At 52.8% G+C, this 17740-nt stretch carries 17 protein-coding genes; 8 read left to right on the plus strand and 9 right to left on the minus strand.

Going from position 1 to position 17740, the window contains the following annotated elements; genetic code table 11:
- The 7 genes from tnpB to AC1D2P_RS12770 all read right to left on the minus strand — a co-directional run.
- Positions 1–142 (minus strand): IS66 family insertion sequence element accessory protein TnpB (gene tnpB / locus AC1D2P_RS12740; protein ID WP_019689103.1); only part of this gene is annotated, 142 nt, incomplete at its 3' end.
- A 280-nt stretch (positions 143–422) separates the two neighbouring features.
- Positions 423–2177, minus strand: a complete 1755-nt coding sequence (locus tag AC1D2P_RS12745) for a DUF7024 domain-containing protein (RefSeq protein ID WP_477758472.1) — start codon at positions 2175–2177, stop codon at positions 423–425.
- 396 nt (positions 2178–2573) lie between these two features.
- Complete coding sequence (locus AC1D2P_RS12750; protein ID WP_477758473.1) at positions 2574–3749, minus strand: hypothetical protein; 1176 nt, start codon at positions 3747–3749, stop codon at positions 2574–2576.
- Positions 3750–4609: 860 nt separating this feature from the next.
- Positions 4610–5020, minus strand: coding sequence for a GtrA family protein (locus AC1D2P_RS12755; protein WP_477758474.1), 411 nt, complete (start codon positions 5018–5020; stop codon positions 4610–4612).
- Positions 5017–5973, minus strand: coding sequence for a WxcM-like domain-containing protein (locus tag AC1D2P_RS12760; protein ID WP_477758475.1), 957 nt, complete (start codon positions 5971–5973; stop codon positions 5017–5019). The genes AC1D2P_RS12755 and AC1D2P_RS12760 overlap by 4 nt, the downstream gene beginning before the upstream one ends.
- Complete coding sequence (locus AC1D2P_RS12765) at positions 5966–6910, minus strand: glycosyltransferase family 2 protein (RefSeq protein WP_477758476.1); 945 nt, start codon at positions 6908–6910, stop codon at positions 5966–5968. The genes AC1D2P_RS12760 and AC1D2P_RS12765 overlap by 8 nt, the downstream gene beginning before the upstream one ends.
- A complete protein-coding gene (locus tag AC1D2P_RS12770; protein ID WP_477758477.1) occupies positions 6907–8004 on the minus strand; it encodes a DegT/DnrJ/EryC1/StrS family aminotransferase in 1098 nt (365 codons plus the stop codon). The genes AC1D2P_RS12765 and AC1D2P_RS12770 overlap by 4 nt, the downstream gene beginning before the upstream one ends.
- 400 nt (positions 8005–8404) lie before the next feature.
- On the opposite strand from AC1D2P_RS12770, the gene AC1D2P_RS12775 reads away from it, so the two are divergent.
- The 6 genes from AC1D2P_RS12775 to fabF all read left to right on the plus strand — a co-directional run bounded on the left by AC1D2P_RS12775 (position 8405) and on the right by fabF (position 15252).
- Positions 8405–9376 carry a UDP-glucose 4-epimerase family protein gene (locus AC1D2P_RS12775; protein ID WP_477758478.1) on the plus strand — a complete coding sequence of 324 codons (972 nt, stop codon included), beginning with the start codon at positions 8405–8407 and terminating at the stop codon, positions 9374–9376.
- The gene (locus AC1D2P_RS12780) at positions 9373–10395 is read left to right on the plus strand and encodes an MraY family glycosyltransferase (RefSeq protein ID WP_109787145.1); all 1023 of its coding nucleotides are present in this window, start codon (positions 9373–9375) and stop codon (positions 10393–10395) included. The genes AC1D2P_RS12775 and AC1D2P_RS12780 overlap by 4 nt, the downstream gene beginning before the upstream one ends.
- 107 nt (positions 10396–10502) lie before the next feature.
- Positions 10503–12497, plus strand: a complete 1995-nt coding sequence (locus AC1D2P_RS12785; protein WP_109787144.1) for a polysaccharide biosynthesis protein — start codon at positions 10503–10505, stop codon at positions 12495–12497.
- 112 nt (positions 12498–12609) lie between these two features.
- Positions 12610–12945, plus strand: a complete 336-nt coding sequence (locus AC1D2P_RS12790; RefSeq protein WP_477811458.1) for a ComEA family DNA-binding protein — start codon at positions 12610–12612, stop codon at positions 12943–12945.
- Between the two features lie 205 nt (positions 12946–13150).
- Positions 13151–13945, plus strand: a complete 795-nt coding sequence (locus AC1D2P_RS12795; RefSeq protein WP_109787142.1) for an SDR family NAD(P)-dependent oxidoreductase — start codon at positions 13151–13153, stop codon at positions 13943–13945.
- A 32-nt stretch (positions 13946–13977) separates the two neighbouring features.
- Positions 13978–15252: a beta-ketoacyl-ACP synthase II gene (gene fabF / locus AC1D2P_RS12800; protein WP_477758480.1), complete on the plus strand. Its 1275-nt coding sequence runs from the start codon at positions 13978–13980 to the stop codon at positions 15250–15252.
- Here the strand turns inward: fabF and AC1D2P_RS12805 are convergent.
- Entirely contained in the window at positions 15249–15806 is a 558-nt protein-coding gene (locus tag AC1D2P_RS12805; protein WP_077431588.1) for a TetR/AcrR family transcriptional regulator, read from the minus strand. The two genes, fabF and AC1D2P_RS12805, sit on opposite strands and share 4 nt — an antisense overlap.
- 175 nt (positions 15807–15981) lie before the next feature.
- Here AC1D2P_RS12805 and AC1D2P_RS12810 point away from each other — a divergent pair, with 175 nt between their 5' ends.
- Positions 15982–16635, plus strand: a complete 654-nt coding sequence (locus AC1D2P_RS12810) for a GntR family transcriptional regulator (protein ID WP_223522757.1) — start codon at positions 15982–15984, stop codon at positions 16633–16635.
- A 15-nt stretch (positions 16636–16650) separates the two neighbouring features.
- Positions 16651–17502 (plus strand): urea carboxylase-associated family protein, encoded by an 852-nt coding sequence (locus tag AC1D2P_RS12815; RefSeq protein ID WP_046031775.1) that lies wholly within the window; start codon positions 16651–16653, stop codon positions 17500–17502.
- Positions 17503–17547: 45 nt separating this feature from the next.
- Here the strand turns inward: AC1D2P_RS12815 and AC1D2P_RS12820 are convergent, their stop codons facing one another.
- Entirely contained in the window at positions 17548–17715 is a 168-nt protein-coding gene (locus tag AC1D2P_RS12820) for a DUF2897 family protein (protein ID WP_077431589.1), read from the minus strand.
- Positions 17716–17740 lie beyond the last annotated feature (25 nt).

A 17740-nucleotide genomic window follows, 5' to 3' on the forward strand; every position in this document is an offset into this window, starting at 1 on the left:
GGAAGACGAAAAGCACAGGGTCGAATACAGCGACTTTGATATCCAGTTCGACCAGCGCGGCAAGGCCATCAATGGATTTTCGAAAGTCCACGGGTTTGGGGTAGAGATAGACTTTTTCGACTTTGGCATCGGGTCGCATCATGGCGGGCTGGCTCCTGAGGGAATCGGGAGCAAAGCATCCGGGATCAACTAAGCGCTTTGAATGTGGGGTTCATGGAGCGCTTACGCTATTTTTAACGGACTGCTCGTGTTCAGGAAAAGGAGTTGTATGGTTCGTCTTTGTTGAGGGGGAGGGGTTTTTGGCCGTTGAAATACTTAGGCTCGTGTGCGGGTTTTTATTTTTTTGATATCGACTAGAGAGGTGTTTAACTTTGCGTTGTATGAAGACAACATCCTTGTTGTCATCAGTTTGGGCTTGGCGCTTATTGCTGCAAAGAAGGTATTCTGAAAAGCACTACGTTCGCGTCGGAGCGTATCATTTCGGGAGCACCGAGCAGCTTAGTGAAATCCGCGATAAGAGATTCGGCGCCATCGTTGTATCCGCGTCGATCAATATAGATGGCAGAGAACCCTAAGCGTCGAACTTCTTCAAGTTGCTCGGAAGCGGTTTTTTTTTCTAGCGCTCTGTAAAAAAGGTCGCCTTCTCGGCCCATCATTCCCCCAAAGCTCCAATGTAGTGTCTTAGAGCTAAAGAATGCTGCACCGAGTGAATACACGGAAAGTTTGTTTTTGCTTGCTGACTCGGGAAATCCAAAGTAGGGCAGTTGATAAATTGCGGAGCCAGGTGGAAGTGCTTTCTCGATTTGCTTGATGAATGTCGAGTCTACTTTATATGATGCAAACGACTCATTCACTATCGAGCGGTAAGAGGTCGGCGTCTGATCGAGAATCCCGATAATAAGGATTGTGATTGACAATATTAGAGGTGTGTATTTGGCGCGATCATACAGTTTGTTAAGGTAAGAGTTTCCGTGCAGCGTTACTGCTAACGCTAGCAGGCAACCGAAATTAACAAAAATAGCAATGCGATCCCAGCCTCTGATGGCGGGCGTTACGAACATTGCAAACAAGACGCTGAAACCACCGGGAGAAGCCGTTAGTATTACTGCAAGAACAAGAACGGCTGCTAAGCCTATGCGGGCATCTATCACTCTGCCAGCAAGTGCGCCGATAATAGCGAACATAGCTACCAATAAACCTAATATGCCGATCACTCCAATGGAGGACGTGGTATTTGAAAGCGGAAATGTTCTTTGGTATGACCGTGTGAATTCGGAAAGGCCAGCGATTCTATGGTCTGGTTGAGGAAGGAGCAGGTGAATTGTTTTTAAGCTATAAATTTCGCTCTCTACTGCAAGTCGTTGAGCTACTTCAGGGTTGGGGGTGTGAGTGAGGCGATGAATTATGTTGGGGGTAAGATTGGCAGCCACACCAATAAAAATTGCTAATGAAAACAGAAGTCCTCTGAGGGGTGGTTTTGAAGATGTCTCTCGAATACCACCATATATACCGCTAATCATGATAATGATCGCGCCAAAAAAAGCGTAGTAAACGCCGAAAGAACTTAACAGTGCAACAACGACAATGAAAGATGCGATGCCAGTTGGTTTGCGGAAATCGAAAAGTGCGATGCCGTTCGAGAGTTTGTATCCGTAGTAATAAAATATGGGTACGCAAAAATACCAGGTATATAACAAGTGTCCGTAGAGGAAGCGTGCAAAATGAAATGGGGCGAATGTAAAAAGCATGGCGAAACAAAATGCATATGTTTTTCTTATTTGGAAGTATCTAAGTACAATGAAGGAGGCTAGAAATGCTGTAGGGAAGCTAAGTATGAAATGTAAGTTTACTGCTGGTATGGCGCCACCGGTGGCGATGCCAAGTATTTTATATATTAGAAAGTTTCCGGTGTCGGACCCAGGATAGTCCAAGAAGTTAGAGCCAAAAGGAAAGCCGCTTCTTGGGTTGTCAAATATCCATCCTTCAATTGCTCTCTGTGCCAGCCATTCGATTGCCAGTCCGTCTCCGGAGTAGAGATACGGTTTATGTATCGATATCGGTAAAAAGTTTGGCCAGCCAAACAGAACGAGACTTGCGAGGATGATAGAGGCTATGCCGCCCGCAAGTGCGTACTTCCACTCTGAGCGAGTTATAAGCCAAAGGCTTTGATTATACATATAACCTACCTGGTTTTAAATTTAGTGATGTTCTTTGTTTGGGTGACATGGCTAATCCTGCCGTTGTTGCTTTTTAACTTAATAGGGGCAGAGGTTTGTAATAGCTCTCCTGTGCCCATGAATCTTGTTTTGGGAGAGGGCTGGTCAGGCTAGTAGCGCATTCCGCGCTACAGTTACTGTTCGAGAGACTAACTATGGTCTGACCATAAAAACTCTGTCGTCAGTGGTTTTGCCTGGCTAGTTTCACCCAATCCAATCTGGCAGAAAGTCCGTAAAATTGATCATTCACTCCTGATACAAGCTCTATGACATTTCCTCCGGTCTGGAGTATATCCGTATTTATGCTGCCGCTGAAGCTGCCATAGGGACTCCACTGCACCGAAATCAAGTTCCCATTCACCAGGACCTGCATTTCATCGCGAATTTTTCGCTGGTGAATGCAGCGAATAGACCGCTGATGAAATAATCTCCGGGCGTTGGAGTCAGGTCCAAGTAGAGAGATGCGCGTGACGCATTTTTCCAGGCTGAGGAAGTATCGGAAAGCCCACTATGTTCCCACTCGGTGTTACGCCATCCAGACCCCGCGATAGGGACGTCTAGGCTCCACCAGGTGCCAAAATCCCAGAAGTATTCATCATTGTGTTCTTGGCGACTGAATTTGAAGAAATTAAACCCGGGAGTTGTTTCGGTGATGCCTCGGAAACGCGCGCTCATAGGGAGGGGGTTTGAGGCGAGGTCTCGGCGGTAGGCTTCAAGTTTTGGGCTGGCCGGCGTTGTCTCTGCTCTGCCGACGGCAACGGTGATCACGTCTGGTTTGGATAATTTTTTACTTGGCTGCTGAGTTGATGGTTCGACATCGCGGCCGCTTACTGAGGTGGGAAAGTTGAATGTCCAGCCTTCAGAGGTTTCTTCACAGGTTCCATTGCGCATCAGTGGGTCGGGCTGTTGCCACTCATGGCTAGGCATATAGCAAACTTCGACTGTGTCGACAGGTTTACCATAGAGGTAGTAAAGAGTCTCTACAAAATTGGGAGTCAGGAACATCCAATCATGGTTCAATGTGTTGGAGTAGTCGAGAATTACAAGGGCTTTATTAGTCGCATTACCGTCAAAGTTATGTACGATGTCTTTCAGTACAAATTGCTGTTTTTTCGAAATTTCAATGTAGTGTTGGAACTGAAATAGTTGGGCAGCCAGGCCGGTGAAGATGAGTACAGCGGTCAGCGCCGCAGTGACGATTTTCGTGCAGCGATCTACGATCAAAAACAGCGCCAAAAAGAACAGTGTGGCTCCTGGTGCTGTATGGAGGAATGTCCGCTGGCTGACCGTCATGTACATAATATTGAAAATGAACGGTAGATATCCAAGGCAGATTAGAACTACGCCCACGACAAGCATGCGGCTCAGTATTGCCCATTGTCGATTGGTTTCACAGCGTTGGGGAGTGGCTGTTGTTGATTTTCGGGCTACAAAAAAGATCAACGTAAGCAGGATGGTCGTAGCAATGGCGAGGTACCAATAGCTGCTTATTTCGGTGCGAGTAATTTCAATTGCATCAATCCATCCCCCCACTATGCTTCGTGCTAACCCAAGGCTGAAAATTTAGGGTAGTACATTGTTAGCGAGCTAAGAGCGCTGTCACCTACAACGGCACTTTGATAGGTTCGAACAAGTGGTGCGGTGTGGATCACGTAGCTAAGTTAAGCGAGGACTCTCGTGGCCCAGATTAGGTGTTGTCCATAAAAGGTTTTTATATTTGGGATAATGTTTTTGAAGCCGATCTGGATGAAGATTGCTAATGCGGGAAATGTAGCGAGCATTAATGAAACTTCATTCATAGCACAGCCGGCAGCCAGAAACATACTGCTTAGTGTGCTCAAGGTGAAAGACCGGACTTGGTTTTTTTGATCAAGGGCATGCAGAAAAATGACGCTTGCCAGTAAAGTCAGGCTTAAGGACCAGTTTATGTGAAGCGATCTGAATGAAAGCTGCATAGTGTCGGCGGGGAAAATTATTACTAGAATGCTGGCCAACATCCCCCATCTCAACGCGCCGGTGATTCGGGTCGTTATGATGCTAAGCGCCCACCCTTTGATGACAAGCGCAATAATCAGTAATACGTGCCAGTAATTAAAAGTGTTCGGGTCTAGGATGTATGCAAGGGCGTGAGGGAAAATGGTCAGGGTTCGCAGCGCATGCGCGGGCATTGCGCTGGATACATCTGTTAGGAAAAGCACGCCAATACGGCTGAATAGGCCAATAACGTCCCATTCCTCGAGCAATCCGGTCAGTGCGAAACCAAATGGTAGCCATATGAACAGGACCGTTAGTAACGCGGGCCGAAATGCGCCAGCCAGTTTAATGTTTTCCCATTATGTGACGGCGACGTCGCGGTGGACGCCGGTTTAGTGGGAGCTGTCATTGGTCGACCGTTAATCCTTCGAGGGCTTTATCTTGCGAGTGGCCTTCAGAACGACTTTATTTAAAAGGTAGCTAGAAGGCAGGAGTAGCAAGATGACCAGTATCGGGGCAATGGCCTTGTTAATATGCCAGTGTTCAACCAGAAGATTGAGCAGCATGGCCCCGAAGAGGTATTGCACAAGATAGATGGTCGGGTAGATGGCCATGCCGATCAACGACTGCTCTACCTTGAATACGACTTTCGAGTTGAAAAAATAAGCGAAGACTATTCCCGTCACATAGGCGATGGCATAGGCGGCTTGATAGTCGATCAGATAACTCAAAAGCAAGTAGAGGCAATACGTGAGCCCGGTATTGAGTCCGCCACCGATAAGGAAGCTGATCCAGCGGCGAACTCGGGGATTGTTTTTCAGGGCTATCACAACGGGGCTTTTTTACTGGTGAGTTTGATGAATTCGGAATAATCCCTGATGTAGTCGTCAGCCTCGTAGTAGTCCGAGGTGAATACCAGCAGCACAGCGTCTTCAGAGTATTTGTACTGAATACCCCATGTCAGAGGTGGCAGGTAGATCCCTTTGTTCGGTGCATCTAGCAGGACTTCGGCCCGGTTGGTGCCGTCATCAGCAACCACTGCGCAACTGCCTTTGACGCAAATCAGGAACTGGTGGCATTTGTGGTGAGCGTGTTCGCCACGAGTCTTCTGGCTCGGCACGTTGAATACCAAGAAATACCTTTTCGGTGCGAACGGGATTTCTTTGTGAAACTCGCCGACCGATAGATCGCCCCGCATGTCCGTAATGTATTTGAACTGATGCGTGGTCACATCGCCAACGCCAATCCTGACAACAGCGTCGTTTTGCTCGTCGGTTTTTTGCGCAGGGCTCTTGGCTGCATCACTGAATGCAGAGTTTTCCACGTAACCGGTAATTCTTGCCGGCGAACCAGTAACGATAGCGTAGGGAGGTACCGACTTGGTGACCACTGCGCCTGCACCAACCATGGCCCCGGTGCCGATGGTGATGCCCGGAAGAATGACCGCGCCGCCGCCAATAGAAGCGCCATCTTCAATCACGGTTTGTGAAAATGACTCCGGATATACTTTCGAGCGCGGAAATTTATCATTGGTGAACGTGGCATTGGGGCCGATGAACACATCGGAACCGATCCGCAGCCCATCCCAGACGAAGACCCCGGACTTGATGGTCGTGCGATCGCCGATGACGACATCGTTTTCGATCAAGGAGTGCGAGCACACGTTCACGTCGTCGCCAATGACAGCATCCGGGAAGACCACTACGTACTGCCAAATGCGAGTGTTTTTACCAATACTCTTGCTTTTGACGTCAGCGCTGGCGTGGATGAAGGGATCAGTCAATTGGATGCTCCTTGTTGTCGAGTTTCATGCACACAATAGCCAGTGGCCGTTGCTTGCTGTTTTCGTATGCTCGCCAGGCATAGGTGCCTACCAGTCCGAGTCCGAGTAAATTCAATGTTCCCAGCAGCAGGACGACGAGCATTGTAGCTGCGTAGCCCGGTACCTCAATGGCGCCCGAAAGGCGGGCAATGATGACCATCATGCCGATGAACAACGAAATGATCGAACCGATTGCCCCCATCCGGGTCAGCAATCGGATCGGGTAGTCGGTGAACGCGAAAACGCTGTCCATCATGTATTCCAGCTTTTTCTTGAACGTCCACGCTGACTTGCCTTCGAGACGGGTTTGCCGTTCGTACTCGATGAACTTACGCCGAAAACCCAGCCAGAAGATCAGGGCAATCAGCGAGGAGCGGGACTCGTTCAGTTTTAACAGTTGCTCGCGGAATGCTTTGTTGCAGCCGAAAATGTCTACTCCGCCCGCGGGCATGTCGTGCACGACCAGGCGACGGTATAGGCCCCAGAAGATCGAGGAAGCCATGCGACTGGACAGCGGGTCTTGCCGCGCATTACGCGTGCCGATGGCCACGTCGCATTCATCATTTGACAAAGACTTGAAGAAGCTGATCAACAGTTCCGGCGGCTCCTGCAGGTCGGCTGCCATCACGCCAAAATAATCACCTTTCGCTGCCATCAGGCCGGTACGAATGGCGGGGAATGAACCAAAGTTTCTTGAGTGAGCGAGTAGTTGTGCAGAGAAATTCATCGTGCCGAGTGCTTTTTTGAGCAGGGCAAACGAATCATCGGGACTGCCGTCCACTACAAAAACCACCTCGAGTTGATTCTCGAGGGTCTCGTTCATGTCCGTCAGTGCCTGGATCAGCCTGGGTATCGAATCAGCGTTTTTGTAGACTGGAACAATAACGGAAAATCTCATGCGTCCCATCCATTGACGGCTGCAATGACGTTGCTGACTTCTTTGTCGGTCATTTCCGGATAGCAAGGCAGTGTCAGAATTACCGACGCCAGATGCTCTGTATTTTTGAGTGAGAAGTCTGCGAACTGCTGGCCAAATATCGGCTGCTTGTAATCAGGAATAGGGTAATGAACATCTGATGCGATTTGGACCTCGCGCAGATGCTGATGCAGGGCCGCTCTTTTAGTCGACTGGATGACATACAAATGTGCAACCGAAGCCTTGCCCTGTTCTTGCGGGTGTTTGACTTCGCTGTGGTTGATCTCGGTGCGATAGCGCGTTGCAATCTCTCGGCGGCGGGCGTTTCCTTCATCGAGGTGCGGAAGGAATTCCAGCAGGATAGCGGCTTGCATCTCATCCAGTCGGCTGTTTCGAGCACCCGCCAGTTCAACGCAGTACTTGGAAGACCAACCGTATTGGCGTAGTTGAGACACACGCTGGGCGATTTCAGATGAGTTGGTGACAACTGCGCCGCCGTCGCCCAAAGCGCCAAGGTTTTTAGTTGGATAGAAACTGAAGCTGGAGGCGTCGCCGAATGTACCGACGCGCTTGCCATGACGCTCTGCGCCGTGGGCTTGGGCGCAATCTTCCAGAAGGGCAATTTTTTGCAATGTGCAGTAGGCGGCAATTTCCTGAATGTCAGGGATGGCCAAGCCGTACAGGTGAGTGACTACGACCGCCTTGGCTCCCGAGGCAATAGCTTTTTTTACGCTCTCAAGATTCACAACCTGCGTGTCAGGCTCAACGTCCATGAACACCGGGCTCGCGCCGATCGCCAGAATAGAAGTGGTGGTATACATGCTGGCGTTTGCGACCGTTGCAACCTGGTCGCCTTTATCAACACCCAAGGCCTTTAGTGCCAACTCGATTGCATCAGTGCCGTTGGCAACGGTAATGCAGTGGCGGGCGTTCAAATATTCAGCGAAGGCGGCTTCGAAACGTTTAACCTCTGGCCCCAAGATCACCCAGCCACTCGCGACGACGCGCTGAATCGACGCATTTATCTGAGTCTGGAATTTGCTGATCTTCGCTGCGAGGTTGTTGATTTGCTGCATGGGGCTCTCCGTTTCGAAGCAAAAAACGTATAAGTTATAATTTTTTAGCGGCAATCGCCGAAAATGTAGGTATGGAGTAGGCCTTGCCATGGATAGATAGCTGTTCCACTCCTTTTTCCGCATGGATTCTATCCCGAGCCCGAGCCAGCTCCAACCGGCAATGCGGAAATAACCTAACCCAGGGCCGACCGTCGTTCGCGGGTAGTGGGGTGTGCTCGATGACGTGCGGATCGGCAGCTGTATCCGGTATTCAAAGTGGCTAACGGTACGCCAATTCAATAAACTATCGGCCCCACGCCTTTTTCTGGTTCCATTTTTCATCGTCGGCGCGGTTGCTTGCCTGTCGTGATATTTAGCCAAGGTCGAGGCAACCAGGTTTACGTATTCCAAAAGGTCGCCAATGAGCACCAAGACATTTATGGTTACTGGCGGTAGTGGCTTTGTGGGAGGAGCGCTGATCAATCAATTGGTCTCGCTCTCGGGAGTATCGGTTATAGCGCCTGTCAGAAATCCTGCCACGAAGTTTCCGCCAGGGGTTCTGCCGATTCTAGTTCCCAATGTTGATGCGGAGTCTGATTGGAGTCAGGCACTGAAAGGCGTCGATGTCGTTATTCATTGCGCTGGACGTGTTCATGTCATGAACGAGGTCGCGACGGATCCATTGGCCGCGTTTCGCCAGACCAATGTTGAGGGCACTTTGCGTCTTGCTCATCAGGCAATCACTGCCGGTGTCAGGCGATTTGTCTTTATCAGCTCAATTAAAGTGAACGGAGAGGGGCGTGCGCGCGGGGAAACCTATAGTGCCGATGATGTTCCTGCTCCGGTCGATCCTTACGGAGTTTCGAAACTTGAGGCTGAGCAAGCGTTATTGGCGCTGGCAATAACGACAGGCCTGGAGGTAGTTATTGTTCGCCCAGTGCTGGTGTATGGGCCAGGTGTCAAAGCCAATTTCCTCAGTATGATGCGCTGGCTTAATCGCGGCGTGCCGCTTCCGTTTGGTGCTGTGCGCAACACTCGCAGTCTTGTCGCAATCGATAATCTGGTGGACCTTATCCTCACCTGTTCTCACCATCCGGCCGCAATCAATCAAGTGTTCCTGGCCAGTGACGGTGAGGATGTATCGACTACACAATTAATACGCAAGTTGGCCGCCGCGCTTGGCAAGTCGCCCATCTTGGTGCCGGTACCCGTCTGGCTAATGACTTCCGTAGCGGCGTTGCTGGGACGGCAAGCACTTTCGCAGCGTATTTTCGGCTCCTTGCAAGTTGATATAAGTAAAAATCGACAATTATTGAACTGGGTTCCTCCTGTTAGCCTTGACCACGCCTTGAGTCGGACGGCGCAACATTTTCTGGATTATCACACCTTATGATTGACGGATGGTTCATCCCGCTAGTTGGTTTGGTCTCATTCTTCCTGACCTCTGCTTTGCGGCGGTACGCATTGTCCCGCAGCCTTATAGATATTCCCAACGCCCGAAGTTCTCATTCGGTACCGACTCCTCGAGGTGGTGGCGTTGCAATTGTTCTGGCATTCACTTTGGCACTTGGGCTTTTGCTCTCGGCCAACCTGGTCACTCTTTTTGAATTTTGCGCAATTGCCGGTGCCGGTGCTTTGGTCGCGGTCATCGGATTTGTTGATGACCACGGGCACATCGCGGCTCGCTGGCGGTTATTGGGACATTTTTGTGCCGCGTCTTGGCTGTTGTTATGGTTGGGGGGATTGCCTGCGGTCCCATTTTTTGGGGGGGTAATCGATCTCGGCTGGCTGGGTCATGTGTTTGCAGTGTTTTATTTGGTGTGGCTGCTTAATCTCTATAATTTCATGGACGGAATAGACGGCATTGCTGGTGTCGAGGCTATTTGTGTCTGTCTCGGTGCTTGTCTGCTGTATTGGATTGGCGGCACGCCTCAGCTTATTTGGGCACCCTTGCTTTTGTCGGTGGCGGTGGCAGGTTTTCTGTACTGGAATTTCCCCCCCGCCAGAATTTTCATGGGCGATGCGGGAAGTGGATTTCTGGGCATTGTTCTGGGGGGGTTGTCGCTGCAAGCCGCCTCGGTTTCTGCCAACCTGCTCTGGGGCTGGCTGATCTTGCTAGGTGTTTTCATCGTCGATGCCTCATACACCTTGTTTCGTCGTCTACTCAGGGGCGACAAAATTTACGAAGCGCACAGAAGTCATGCCTATCAGGTTGCCTCTCGTCGGTTTGGCAGCCATTTAGCGGTTACTATGGCGGTTGGAGCGATCAATGTGCTTTGGTTGTTGCCTATATCGGTGTGCGTCACGCGCTATGGTCTGGATGGTAGTCTCGGTCTGGTTCTGGGCTATGCTCCACTGCTGGTTCTGACGATCAAGTTTCGTGCGGGAGAGCTGGAAAAGGCTTCCATATAGAACTGGATAACAGTTCTGTCATTTAGGTTTAGAGTGAAAGCGATACGCCTGCAGTTTCACCGTGGCGATTCAGTTGAAGGGAGAGAACTGAGGTGGTTGAAGAGTTTATGGTTAAGGTGAGGGAGTATCTTTTAGGGCTTCCCAGACGCAAAAAACGACTGATCCAGGTCAGTACTGACATTATTTTGGTCTGGGTCGCACTGTGGTTGGCGTTCATCGTCCGTTTGGGTATTGATGACATGTACAACCCCGTCAAAGTCCATTTCTGGCTCTTTGTCTGTGCCCCCTTCGTCGCCATCCCTCTGTTCATTCGCTTCGGCATGTACCGCGCGGTCATGCGCTATTTCGGCAACGACGCGTTGATTGCCATTATCAAGGCAGTGAGCCTGTCTTCGTTAATCCTTGTGGTCGTCGTTTACTGGTACAGCAACCATGAAGCCGTGGTGCCGCGGTCTATCATCTTCAACTACTGGTGGCTGAGCCTTGTCATCATTGGTGGGTTGCGACTGTGCATGCGCCAGTACTTTATGGGCGACTGGTTCGCTGCCGCTCAACATGTACCTTTTACCAACCGTGATGATGGTCTGACCAAGGTTGCCATTTACGGTGCGGGCGTTGCCGGGAATCAATTGGTTGCTGCATTGCGTATGGGGCGAGTCATGCGGCCCGTGGCATTCATCGATGATGATGCAAGTATTGCGGATCGCTCTATCTCAGGCCTTCAGGTCTACAAACCCAAGCACATTCAACAAATGATCGACGTCACGGGAGCACAGGAAATTCTCTTGGCGCTGCCTTCATCGACCCGTGCGCGGCGCAGGGAAATTCTCAATCTGCTCGAGGGTTATCCACTCCATATACGAAGCGTTCCGAATTTCACCGACCTGGCCAGCGGCCGGGTCAAGGTTGAAGACATTCAAGAGGTGGATATCGCTGACTTGCTGGGCCGGGATTCAGTGCCTGCACAGCCGGATTTACTTGCGCGCTGTATCAAAGGCAAGACTGTAATGGTGACTGGCGCCGGCGGGTCTATCGGTTCAGAGCTTTGCAGGCAGATTTTTGCGCTGGGGCCGACCACGCTTTTGCTGTTTGAACACAGTGAGTTCAATCTTTACAGCATTCTTTCAGAGTTGGAGCAGCGTGGCTGTCGTGAGGCAGTGCCGGTCAAGTTGTTGCCGATTCTGGGCTCTATTCGCCATCAGGACAAACTCCTGGATGTGATGAAGACCTGGCGCGTAGATACCGTTTATCACGCGGCTGCCTACAAGCATGTGCCCATGGTCGAGCACAACATCGCCGAAGGCGTTCTGAACAATGTGATCGGTACGCTCAATACGGCCCAGGCGGCATTGCAGTCGGGGGTTTCCAACTTCGTGTTGATCTCCACTGACAAGGCAGTCCGCCCGACCAATGTTATGGGCAGCACCAAGCGCCTGGCCGAATTGACGCTTCAGGCCCTGAGTCGTGAGATTGCGCCTGTTTTGTTTGGCGACAGGTCCAATGTGTCTCGGGTCAATAAAACCCGCTTCACTATGGTGCGATTCGGCAATGTACTGGGCTCCTCCGGTTCTGTGATTCCGTTGTTCCACGGTCAAATCAGATCGGGCGGCCCGTTGACCGTCACCCACCCGAAAATCACCCGCTACTTCATGACCATTCCCGAAGCCGCACAACTGGTTATCCAGGCCGGCTCCATGGGGCAGGGCGGCGATGTATTCGTGCTCGACATGGGTGAGCCAGTAAAAATTGTCGAACTGGCAGAGAAGATGATTCACTTGTCAGGCTTGAGCATCCGGTCAGAAAGGAATCCGCAGGGCGATATTTCCATTGAGTTTACGGGGCTTCGTCCAGGCGAGAAACTGTACGAGGAGTTGCTGATCGGTGACAACGTGTCGGCTACCCAACATCCAATGATCATGAGTGCTAACGAAGACCACCTGCCATGGGACGTGCTCAAAGGGCGCTTGACCGAGCTGCTGGTTGCCGTAGAACAGGACGACTATTCTCGTGTCCGCCAGCTCCTGCGCGAAACCGTCAGCGGCTACACCCCTGACGGCGAAATCGTCGACTGGATCTACCAGCAACGCCGTCTCGAACCCTGATTGTTTCACATCCTGCAATAGACACATTTTTGACAGTTCCACCACATCGCCTAAGTTTGGAGAGCAGCTTCGGAAAAGCTGCTTTCTCAAACGATGTCATGGAGCTTCAATTATGCGTACTGGCTATTTCTACTCCCTGGTTTTTGCCCTGCTTACCAGCGCTTCTGTTGCCACCATTGCCGCGCCTGCGGCAAAACCGGAAGCTGTCACCCCTCCGTTGGTACTGGACGTTTCCGCCAAGGCGCAATCTGGCAAAGTCGATCTCAATGAAGCCGATGCCCCGACACTGCAGCGTGAGCTGTCCGGCATCGGTGAGGCCAAAGCCAAGGCGATTGTTGCTTATCGTGAGAGTAATGGGCCATTTTCATCCGTAGATGAACTGTTGGAAGTGARGGGGATAGGTAAAGCGATACTGGACAAGAACCGCGAAAAACTTCAAGTGAACTAAGCTTGTAACTCAACGCCAGAGGCCGGTCATTGACCGGCCTTTTTGCATTCTGGCGACTGTAGAGGTGAGAAGCATTTCATCGTCCAGTAAAAAATTATGTCTATCATATTGCTCTTAAATTATGCCTATAATCCATTTGTCATGCGCCACGACGTGCTGGCATTTAGACGCTAACTTCCCTCAAGCCTCTCCCAGGAGCACAGTCATGACTTCTCCCCAGTCCCAAGGTACGGCCCTCGTCACCGGAGCGTCTTCCGGTATCGGTGCGATTTACGCTGAGCGGTTGGCAGCGCGTGGTTTTGATTTGCTTTTGGTGGCTCGCGATGAGCAGCGGCTGGAGGCTGCGGCGAGTAAATTGCGCGCCGAACATGGCGTTCAGGTGGAGGTGCTCAAGGCAGACCTGACGCAAAAGGATGATGTGTTGAAGATCGAGCAGCGTCTTCGCAGCGATTCAAGTATCAGCCTGTTGCTGAATAACGCTGGCGTCGCGGCAGATGGGCTGCTGGCGAATTCAGATATGGAACAGCTGGAGAAGTTGATTCAACTGAATGTCACCACGGTCACTCGATTGGCATCGGCGGCAGCCGCCAGTTTTGCCAAGGCAGGTCGGGGGGCGATCATCAATATCGCGTCGGTGGTGGCCTTGTTTCCAGAGCGCTTCAATGCGACCTACAGTGCCAGTAAAGCTTATGTGTTAAGCCTGACACAGTCCCTGAATGCCGAACTGGACGGGACCGGGGTCAAGGTTCAGGCCGTGTTGCCCGGCGTTACGCGTACCGAGATCTGGGAACGTTCAGGTATCGACGCTAGCCAGATTCCGGCGGACATGGTCATGGAAGCAGGTGAAATGGTCGATGCCGCCTTGTCGGGGCTGGACCAGGGTGAGTTGATCACCATTCCTTCGTTGCCAAACGCGTCCGAGTGGGACGACTTTGTAAAGGCCCGCCTGGTAATGGCGCCCAATCTTTCCAAAAGTAAGGCCGCCGCACGTTACAAATGAGGCACCTTCCATCGGCTTGAGGTAATAACGGCATGAGTGATCGTCGAGTAGTTGTAACCGGCATGGGCCTGGTGTCTCCGCTGGGTAGCGGTGTGGAGACTGTCTGGGAGCGTCTGCTGGCTGGGCGTTCGGGATTACGAAATTTGCCGGACGAGGTGGTCGCCGATCTGCCGGCGAAGGTTGGCGGAGTGGTGCCGACGTTGGCGGAGGATGCCGAGGCGGGTTTTGACCCGGATCGAGCGACACCCCCCAAAGAGCAGAAGAAGATGGACCGCTTCATTCTGTTTGCCATGGAGGCCGCGCGCCAAGCGTTGGAGCAAGCCAGTTGGCAAGCGCTGGAAGCACAAGCTCAGGAACGCACGGCTACTATTATCGGTTCGGGTGTCGGTGGGTTCGGTGCCATTGCCGATGCGGTGCGTACCACCGACAGTCGTGGTCCACGACGATTGTCGCCCTTCACCATTCCTTCGTTTCTGGTCAATCTCGCGGCGGGACATGTGTCGATCCAGCACGGATTCAAGGGCCCGCTGGGCGCCCCGGTGACGGCATGTGCGGCCGGGGTGCAAGCGATCGGTGATGCCGCTCGGTTGATTCGTTGTGGTGAAGCGGACATTGCCGTGTGTGGCGGCGCCGAGGCTTCGATTGATCGGGTCAGCCTGGCCGGGTTCGCGGCGGCGCGGGCCTTGTCCAGCGGTTACAACGACACCCCGGAGCGCGCTTCCCGGCCGTTCGACAGTGGGCGTGACGGCTTTGTGATGGGCGAAGGCGCGGGCCTCCTGGTGATTGAATCGCTGGAGCATGCCTTGGCTCGCGGGGCGCAGCCGATAGCCGAGTTGGTCGGCTACGGCACCAGTGCCGACGCCTTTCACCTGACAGCAGGCCCCGAAGATGGCAATGGTGCGCGCCGAGCGATGTCGTTGGCGTTGGCGCAGGCCGGGATTTCACCGTCTCAGGTGCAGCATCTCAATGCACACGCAACTTCGACGCCGGTTGGCGATCTCGGCGAGTTGGCCGCGATCAAATCGTTGTTCGGTTCTGACAATAAGGTGGCGGTGACATCGACCAAGTCGGCGACGGGGCATTTGCTCGGTGCAGCCGGCGGGATTGAGGCGATTTTCACGTTATTGGCGATTCGCGATCAGATCGTGCCGGCCACCCTGAATTTCGAGAATCCGGACCCGGCGGCTCAAGGCGTGGACATCGTCCATGGTAAGGCGCGGCCAATGGCGATCGAGTATGCGTTGTCCAACGGCTTCGGGTTTGGCGGAGTCAACGCCAGTGTGCTGTTCAAGCGCTGGCAGGGTTAATCCTGTGATCGCTTGAGGTAGGCGCGAGTCACGTCGAGGATCCGCTGAGCCAGTTCCGGATTCTCGACACTGCGCGATAGCAGAAGCGCCCCGACCAGCGTCGACATGATGACAATGCTGTGGTCGGCGGCGTCATCTCGGTCCAGGGTTCCCTGGATTTGATCGAGCCGGGCGTGGAGCACCACATCACTGGTCGGGCTCGGCTGCCCGCGCAAGCCAAGTTCCGACGACATGGTTGGCAACGGGCAACCTTCTTGAGGTGAGGTCTGGTGCCATTCAGATAAGTAAGCGTCGATGAATGCGTCCAGCGGGCGATCCTGGGCGAATAGCTCGGCACATTTGACGTCGACCTGATCGCCAGCGGCCTGGAGCGCCTTTTCCACCAGTTCATCTTTCGATTTGAAGTGCGAATAAAAACCGCCGTGAGTCAACCCCAGCGCTTTCATGAGTGGTTGCAGGCCTGTCGCACCAATACCGTCACGACGAAATCGCGCCGAAGCTTCCTTGATGATGCGTTTGTGGGTCTGGGCTTTATGGTCCTGCGAGTAACGCATGTGAAATCTCCGCAACAATGCGCCATCTTAACCAATGAAAATTGAATGGTGACTGTACTTCTACTTCTAAAAAGCATGCAGATGCGTCCAACTCCGTCCTGAGTGCGACAAAAACATGGCATGAATAGTGATTACTCGGTAACTGGAGATTGTTGAACAATCAAGGGCGAAGAGCATGAGCAACGGACAGTCCCTGGCCGACCAGATCACATTGGAATTGCGCGCCGACATCATTGGCGGTCGTTTGCTACCCGGCATGGCATTGGTCGAAAACGATCTTGTGCTTGCCTACAGCGCGTCCCGCAACACGATCCGCGAAGCCTTGCATCGGTTGGGGCAGGAAGGGTTGACCGTGTATGTACGCAACAAAGGTGTGAGGGTGCGCAGGCTCGGTGTCAAGGATGTGGTGGACCTGTTCAAGGTCCGTCGCACTCTGGAGTTACAGGCCATCAACGTCAGTCAGCCGTTGGGCGATGACCAGTCCGACCAAATGCTCCTGGCCCTTGAAGCTACTGAATTGGCCAGGGAGCGCGAGGACTGGCGTGCGGTCGGCACCTACAGCCTGGCGTTTCATCAACACATTGTCGGGTTGTTGCGCAGTCCACTATTCGATGAGTTCTTCACCAACGTTGTCGCGCAATTGCGCCTGGTGTTTTTCGTCGCCCCCGATGAGTCGCGTTTTCAATCACCCTGGCTTGCGCGTGACCAGCAGATCCATCAATTGCTGGCCGAAGGCGACCAGCGTGCGGCGATGGAGGCCATGAGCCTTTATCTCGACGACTCCGAACACCTCCTGTTGCAAATGCTTGCCTCTTCATCCCATCACTGATCGAGGACTCGTGCCATGTACAAAGACTATCCGGCGGCCTATCAAGTCAGCAAAGGCTCGGCACTGCAGGTGGACAAGCCGTTCTACGAACGGATTCGTGACGCAAAGGAGGGGCGCACACTGATCGAGCAGTTCGAAGTACCCATCCGCACCGGCCGCGCCTGGAACGTGCCGGCAGGTCATGTGTTTCGGGTGACCACACCGGTGGGCCCGCAAGTGGGAGACTTCAATGTGTGGAATGCACACGACCCACGGGAGCGCTTGTGGGCGGCGCGAACCCGTCAATTGCAAGGTGCCCACGTCAGCACCCATGACCGGCTCTGGTCGAACCTGCCTTTTTTGCGCCCTTTGGTGACCATTACCGACGACAGCCTGGCCAGTTATGGCATCGACGAACATGGCGGGCGCTTGCACGATTTACTCGGCACCCGCTGCGATCCTTATGTGAACAAAATGCTCACTGGCGAGGACTTTCATCATCACTGCCACTCCAACCTGACCCGCGCCGTGTTGCCACATGGCCTGACCGAGTTCGACGTGCACGACGTGCTGAATATTTTCCAGTGCACGGGCCTGAACCACGACGACCTGTACTTCATGAAAGCCTGTCCGGCGCAGAAGGGCGATTACCTGGAGTTTTTTGCCGAGATCGATTTGCTATGCGCACTCTCGACCTGCCCCGGCGGTGACCTGTCGCTGGCCATGTGGGGGCCGGATGCGCAGGATCCGCTGACCGTGTGCCGGCCACTGGGCGTGGAGATTTATCGGTTGGAGGATTCGTTGTTGCAAGGCTGGAGCCAGCCGGAGCGTGCGGCCTACAAGGGGCTGCATGGCTTGCACATCGCCAAGGCCGATTGGGAGCAGTAGACACGTAAAACCCTGTCATTCACTGAGAATGACAGGGTTTTTGGTTTAACGGTCCTGCGCTTCCTTGGCATCCATTTCCGCATTGCGTTCAGCGACGCGTTTACGTTGTTCGTCGCTCAGTTCGACCTTGTTGGCGGTGTCGCGCAACATCATCAATCCGCCAACGATCGAGCCGATGGCAACGATCAGAATCAACCAGGCATACCAGGGCATAGGGCTCTCCTTGAGGGCAGGCCGA

It is taken from the genome of Pseudomonas sp. P1_F1_2, from assembly GCF_056405815.1.

What these genes read in the sequence shown, in the direction of transcription:
- AC1D2P_RS12820 (WP_077431589.1), bottom strand. Translation starts at nt 17,715, where the DNA reads ATGCCCTGGTATGCCTGGTTGATTCTGATCGTTGCCATCGGCTCGATC.
- AC1D2P_RS12780 (WP_109787145.1), top strand. Translation starts at nt 9,373, where the DNA reads ATGATTGACGGATGGTTCATCCCGCTAGTTGGTTTGGTCTCATTCTTC.
- fabF (WP_477758480.1), top strand. Translation starts at nt 13,978, where the DNA reads ATGAGTGATCGTCGAGTAGTTGTAACCGGCATGGGCCTGGTGTCTCCG.
- AC1D2P_RS12775 (WP_477758478.1), top strand. Translation starts at nt 8,405, where the DNA reads ATGAGCACCAAGACATTTATGGTTACTGGCGGTAGTGGCTTTGTGGGA.
- AC1D2P_RS12795 (WP_109787142.1), top strand. Translation starts at nt 13,151, where the DNA reads ATGACTTCTCCCCAGTCCCAAGGTACGGCCCTCGTCACCGGAGCGTCT.
- AC1D2P_RS12770 (WP_477758477.1), bottom strand. Translation starts at nt 8,004, where the DNA reads ATGCAGCAAATCAACAACCTCGCAGCGAAGATCAGCAAATTCCAGACT.
- AC1D2P_RS12805 (WP_077431588.1), bottom strand. Translation starts at nt 15,806, where the DNA reads ATGCGTTACTCGCAGGACCATAAAGCCCAGACCCACAAACGCATCATC.
- AC1D2P_RS12810 (WP_223522757.1), top strand. Translation starts at nt 15,982, where the DNA reads ATGAGCAACGGACAGTCCCTGGCCGACCAGATCACATTGGAATTGCGC.
- AC1D2P_RS12815 (WP_046031775.1), top strand. Translation starts at nt 16,651, where the DNA reads ATGTACAAAGACTATCCGGCGGCCTATCAAGTCAGCAAAGGCTCGGCA.
- AC1D2P_RS12785 (WP_109787144.1), top strand. Translation starts at nt 10,503, where the DNA reads ATGGTTAAGGTGAGGGAGTATCTTTTAGGGCTTCCCAGACGCAAAAAA.
- AC1D2P_RS12765 (WP_477758476.1), bottom strand. Translation starts at nt 6,910, where the DNA reads ATGAGATTTTCCGTTATTGTTCCAGTCTACAAAAACGCTGATTCGATA.
- AC1D2P_RS12745 (WP_477758472.1), bottom strand. Translation starts at nt 2,177, where the DNA reads ATGTATAATCAAAGCCTTTGGCTTATAACTCGCTCAGAGTGGAAGTAC.